General features: G+C 55.7%; 4 protein-coding genes. 2 read left to right on the forward strand and 2 right to left on the reverse strand.

Features of this window, described 5'->3' with window-relative positions:
- Nucleotides 1-225 precede the first annotated feature (225 nt).
- Nucleotides 226-678: a hypothetical protein gene (locus tag PKH29_10175; protein HNX15200.1), complete on the reverse strand. Its 453-nt coding sequence runs from the start codon at nucleotides 676-678 to the stop codon at nucleotides 226-228.
- Between the two features lie 409 nt (nucleotides 679-1087).
- Here PKH29_10175 and PKH29_10180 point away from each other — a divergent pair, with 409 nt between their 5' ends.
- A complete protein-coding gene (locus tag PKH29_10180) occupies nucleotides 1088-2389 on the forward strand; it encodes a hypothetical protein (GenBank protein HNX15201.1) in 1302 nt (433 codons plus the stop codon).
- Nucleotides 2390-2443: 54 nt separating this feature from the next.
- On the opposite strand, the gene PKH29_10185 is transcribed toward PKH29_10180, so the two are convergent.
- On the reverse strand, nucleotides 2444-5107 hold the full coding sequence (locus tag PKH29_10185; GenBank protein HNX15202.1) for a cadherin-like beta sandwich domain-containing protein: 2664 nt from the start codon (nucleotides 5105-5107) through the stop codon (nucleotides 2444-2446).
- Nucleotides 5108-5324: 217 nt separating this feature from the next.
- Here PKH29_10185 and PKH29_10190 point away from each other — a divergent pair, with 217 nt between their 5' ends.
- The gene (locus PKH29_10190; protein HNX15203.1) at nucleotides 5325-5531 is read left to right on the forward strand and encodes a hypothetical protein; all 207 of its coding nucleotides are present in this window, start codon (nucleotides 5325-5327) and stop codon (nucleotides 5529-5531) included.
- Nucleotides 5532-5572: the final 41 nt, after the last annotated feature.

A 5572-nucleotide genomic window follows, 5' to 3' on the forward strand; every position in this document is an offset into this window, starting at 1 on the left:
CGGTCGTGGAAAAACTGCCACGCGTCCCGCGATCTCTTGATCACGCCCTGCGCCTGCAGATATCGGAACCCCTTGTCATAAAGCCGCCTGTCTTCGGTTTTCATTTCGGGTCCGGTTTTGTCCATATGTTCGTATCCTCCGGAAGATTATTGATAAATCGTACGCCCCGGGACATTCGGCCGCCGCATCGGCGGCCCCGCAATTCAATTCTTAATTCTGAATTCTTCATTCTGAATTGTTGTTTTTCCCGTAAGTGACGCGGATGTCCAGCCCCGGGTCGGGCGGCTGCGCTTCTTCCGAAAATTCACCCGGGAACTTTCGGCACAGCAAAAACTTAGCAAACCCGGCATCGTAATTCCGGTTCAGGGCATTGGCGATGAGGCAGCTCTTCTGCGCCTCTTCGGCGTGCGCGCAGGCCTCGGCGAATTCGGGGTGGCCCTCTTTCCATTCGAGCAGGCGCGATACGGTCACGCCGATCTGCCGCGCGAACCGGTCGAGCGTCGGATATTCGGGCGCGAACAGAACCGGCTTTTTCCGTTTCACTTCGCCGGACGGCAAATATTCCTCGTCGTACGCGATGGTCTCCCGCGCGCCGCAAAAATACCGCAGCAGCGTTTCGCAAAACTCCGCCGAATATTCGGCCGGCTCTTTTGGCGCTTTTTTCATTATCTTTTTCACCTCAATTTCCACCCGCAGCCCGGTAATTTCGGTAATCGATAATCCCCTCTTGACGTTTTATACAATAGCACAACTATTACCCGTTTCGCTACCCGGTTTTGCATTTTGTTGAAAAGCCGAAATTTCCGCTTTGCGATGCCGTTTTTCGGCATTATCCCAAAAGTCCGTTGCCCTTTATCTTCTGTCCGTTGCCCTTTATCTTCTGTCCGTTGCCTTTTATCCTCTGCCCGTTGCCCGGGATACCCCGTCCGATTCCGGCTTTTTCCTTTTCCCATTTATTTTATTTATCCGATTTTTTTCTTCAGACCGCTTGACATTCAGTTGGAAAAAGTGTAAAATATGAATATTATTTGTTGTTTTTTTGTCATAATTGATTGAGATTTAGCCAAATCGAAGCGGGGGAAGTTCAATGACAGACCTTTCCGTCCTTGAGAGAATCCGGGACCCCGAGATCCGTGCCGGAGTCCGAGCCGCAATCGAAAAAAACCTGATTCCCGCCTGCCATGAACGCGCCTACCCCGGGCATTTCAGCATCTGCGCCGACGGCAAAAGCTACGGCGAATATGCCACCTGGCCGAGGTTCATCTCCTGGCAGATGGTCGGCGCCTATCTGCTGCTCGGCATGAAACAGATCGCGCTCGGTTATTTTGATTTTGTCGAAAAATCTCAGCGCGAAGACGGCGCCGTTCCGTTTATCATCGCGCGCGCCGAAGACCATATCTCCCCCGAAAGCCGCTGGACCTATGCGCGCGGGATGCGCTGGCCGGAAGACATCTTCACCTACACCCCGAAAGACAAAAATTATAAGCCCGAACAATACATCGGCCTGTTCCGTCATTGGATGCCGCAGAACCCGCTCTCGATGCAGGGTACGATCACTTATCCGCTGACGGCTTATGAAATTTATCAGACGACCCGCGACAGGGAATGGCTTTTTGAAAAAATGCCCTCCCTCGAGCGGGCCTATCGCTATATTCTGACTCAAAAGAGCCCCGAAGGCCTCATCGGCGGCGCGGCTTTTTATATCGACGCCCCGTCCCGCTCGGAGTGGGGCGGCGTCACCCAGTGTGCCGGTTATCTTGCATTTTATCAAATGTCGGAGCTCTGCCGCGAACTCGGCGACGAGTTGAAAGCGGAGGTTTGGCGGCATGAAGCCGACGTTTTGGGGTGGTCTTTCCGCCGCGCTTTCTGGAAAGGCGACCGGTTCGCCGAATACATCCACCCCGAGCGCGGGGCCATCACGCGCCACGGCCATACCGACGTCGATTTTGCCGCGATCGCCTGCGGCCTTGCCGACGCGGGGCAAAAACAGCGGCTTTGGGATGCCCTCAAGACCCAAGATTTTTGGGCGGGCGGCATGCCGACCCGGCTGGTCACGGATCCCGTCGATGACGACCCGGAAGAGAAACGGGAATTCGAAACGGCCCGGCTTTGGCGGGCGGGAAACTTCACGACTTATCTGAACGCCGCGCTCGGAAGCGTTTGGTTTTCCGAGCTGAATGCCTGCCTGCGTATGCAAGAATATGACCGCATCCGCAAATCGGTCAAGCTTGTCTGCCAAATGGGCCTCGCCCACGGCGGTTATTGGAGCGAAAGATATCAGCTTGACGAAGACGGCAAAGCGGTCCCCGCAGGATGCGTCAACGGCTATTGCGAATACCCCGCCGTCCTCACCCGTTTCGTCCTCGGCAATATGGAGTTATTTGAGTAAATCACACGCAAACGGCCGCCCGCATCCGCGGGCGGCCGTTCCGTTTACGATTATTTATTTCACTTTTCTATCGCGCCTGCGCACCGCAATCGTGATAACCCCTCCCGCTGCCGCCAGCATCGTCATAACCGCAACGAAAGGCAGCGCTGAGCCGCCGCTTCCCATCGCGGGAACGCTCGCCGCACTTGTGCTGCCCGATACCGTACTGCCGGTCGGAGCCGATGCGGATGCGGTTGTCGATGCAGCCGACACAGCCGGCGCGGCGTTGACCGTCACGCTGACCGTGACGGTCAGGGGAATGCGGTTCGGATTTGCCACATTGAGCGGCAGCGTTACGGTACCGGTTGCCGTAAAGGTCTGCGCGGTTTTGACCGAAGGGGTATAGGCGCATGAAGTCAGATCCCACGTTACAGATCCGACTTCGCTTCCGGCGTCTGTCATCAGCGCAGCCGTCAGGGGCAGGCCGAGCGCGTCGATGGTCCTTGCGGTGCCGTTCGCAAGCCCCGTGATCGCCGCCGGCGGGGTGATGCCGGTCAGATTCCGGCTCAGGCCGGCTTTCGGCAAAATTGTCAGCGTAAACGTCATCGAGGCACTCGAAACGCCGTTATCCGCGGTCAGTTTCACGGGATAAGTCCCGGGCGCAAGCCCCGCCGCGATATCCAGTTTCTTGGTCGTGTTGTTCCAGACGATTTTGCCGCCGTAGGTCTTATCCTGCGTCACGGTCGGCGCGGGAATGCCTTTCAATTCAAAAGCCGCCGTCGGCGCCGATGCGTACCCCTCCGAAAGCGTCAGTTCGGCAGGGCCCGAGATCGAAGCGTTTTGGGTTATCGCCGTATAGTGAACGGTTCCGTTCCACATTCTGCCCGAATACAAATTGCCGGTAAAGTCCGGATTTCCCCTGCCGTTTCCGGCAATGATCTTCAAAATCCCGTCCGAATATTCGGTTCCGACAGGCATATCGGTATACTGCATTTGACATCCGGTGGCCGAGTAATCGCTGACGGTCACATAAAATCCGCAGCGGATCCCCGGTTGAAGGGTGACGCCTCCGACATTGAGCGGCGTGGGTTGATCGGTTCCAGCAGGTGTGATGCCCGACTGCGAGCCGACAAGCGTCCACGCCGAGGCATTCGACTCATGACCCGCATAGCCCCCCTCGCGGTAATAAACGCGGACCGTACAGGTCGTATTACCGTTATACGAAGTGAGATTCACATCGAAAGAGTTGATGAGAATCGGATATGCGCCGACGACTTCCATGTCGAACATGTTGCCGGCATATCTGTTGTCTGATTTAAATATGGTCGTCAGCGCGCCTTGCGCGCCCACCGTCAGTGTGAAGGTCAGAGTGGCTGCGGGGGATATCCCGTTCGAAGCGGTCAGCACTACGGGATAACTCCCGACCGCAAGCCCCGCCGCGATGTCTAATTTTTTCGTCGCGTTATTCCAGACGATCCTGCCGCCGTAAGTCGTGTCCTGCGTCACCGACGGCTCGGGAGTGCCCGTCAGCGTGTAAGCCGCCGTTGAAACCGCAGAATATCCCGGCGTCAGGTTCATACTCATCGAACCCGTAAGAGTCGGCGCGATATTGCGCGTGACCGTGAGGGTGTAAGTCTTTTCAGTGATGCCGTCCTTCGCGAAGACGGTGATGGTGAACACATTCACGCCGACATTGAGATTCTGTATCGAAGCCGAGCCGTCCCAGGCAAAAGGCGTTCCTGTGCCTGCCTGTAAAGTCATGGTGGCATTCGGGTTGTTTACGGAAGCTCCAAGGGTAACGCTCGTATTTCTTGTCGCCGCCGTATAGGCGGTCGTATCGGGCGAAAAGGCCTCGTTGAGCGTCGCGCCCCCGACGGTCAAATTCGAAAGGGTCGCGTCGCCGGAATACGGGGTATAGTAGACGGTCCCGTTCCAGGCTCTGTCGGAATATATGTTACCCGAAAAGTTTGGTTCTCCCCGGCCGATGCCGGAAATGATTTTCAAGTGATCGTCCGAATATACGGTTCCGGCAGGTTTGTCGGTATAAATAAAAGAGCTGTAGGTTCCGCTCACGACAAAATAAAACCCGTAACGGATCCCCGGTTGGAGGGAGAAACCGCCGACGGCAAGCGGTGTAGGCAGATTATTGCCCGCACCGGGTACGTCTGTCTGAGAACCGAGAAACGTCCACTCCGAGGCATTTGTCTCATGCCCCGCATATCCGCCGGCGCGGTAAAAAACGCTGACCGTGCAGGTTGTCTCCGGGAGTTTTAACAGATTGATATCGAAGGAGTCAACTGTGATCGGTACGTTTCCGATGACTTCCATATCAAACATGACGCCGTTTTGCCCGTTGCCTCCTTCAAAAAGTGTTGTAAGCGAATCGGCCGACACCGTCAGCATAAATATGTGGGCCGCGGCAGGAGATATCCCGTTCGAAGCAGTCAGCACCACGGGATACATACCGGCGGGAAGTCCCTCGGCGATTTCGAGCTTCTGTGTCGTGCTGTTGTACAGGATCTTGCCGTTATAGGATGTATCCTGCGTCACCGACGGGGCGGGATCACCCTCCAGGGTGAACATGTCCGTCGATGCCGCGGAGTATCCCATGGTCAGCCGCATCGCCGTCGGGCCCGCAATGGCAGGCGCGGTTTCAGCGCTTTTGGCAGACGCCGTAACGGGCATCAAAACCAGTGCCAGGCAAAGGCAGAGCATTGCCGCAATCATCCGTTTTTTCATCTGTTTCACGGTCTCCTCTTTTTTGATTTTCTTTTTCGGCAGCGTGTTTAAAATCCGGATCGTCCGTCAACTGTACAGCCGAGTATCATCAGTTATGAAGATTTTACCATATCATCCAAGTAAAGTCAATAAAAAAATTCAAAATCCGTCCCTATCCCCCTCCCCGTCATCGGCGCGTACCCCCCGTCATTGCGAGCGAAGCGCGGCAATCAATGTGATGGGTACAATCCATGCGAAATCCATGCGATGGGGAATGGGGACAATCAAATACTGCGGCAATCAAACGCTGCGGCAATCAAACGCTGCGGCATCAAATGCTTCGGCATTCAAATGCTTCGGCATTCCGGTATCCGCCGCGGCGTTGATGGGATTCTTTTTAATCTCCCGTCCCCGCCGCGCGGATTACCGTTCCGTTTTTTCGTAGGGCATGGCATCCTTGACATGCCGTGTTTATGACCTCCGGCT

It is taken from the genome of Oscillospiraceae bacterium, from assembly GCA_035353335.1.
Taxonomy (GTDB): domain Bacteria; phylum Bacillota; class Clostridia; order Oscillospirales; family JAKOTC01; genus DAOPZJ01.

Excerpts from the sequence above, each read along its gene's own strand:
- PKH29_10180 (HNX15201.1), top strand. The coding sequence starts at position 1,088 with ATGACAGACCTTTCCGTCCTTGAGAGAATCCGGGACCCCGAGATCCGT.
- PKH29_10185 (HNX15202.1), bottom strand. The coding sequence starts at position 5,107 with ATGAAAAAACGGATGATTGCGGCAATGCTCTGCCTTTGCCTGGCACTG.
- PKH29_10190 (HNX15203.1), top strand. The coding sequence starts at position 5,325 with ATGGGTACAATCCATGCGAAATCCATGCGATGGGGAATGGGGACAATC.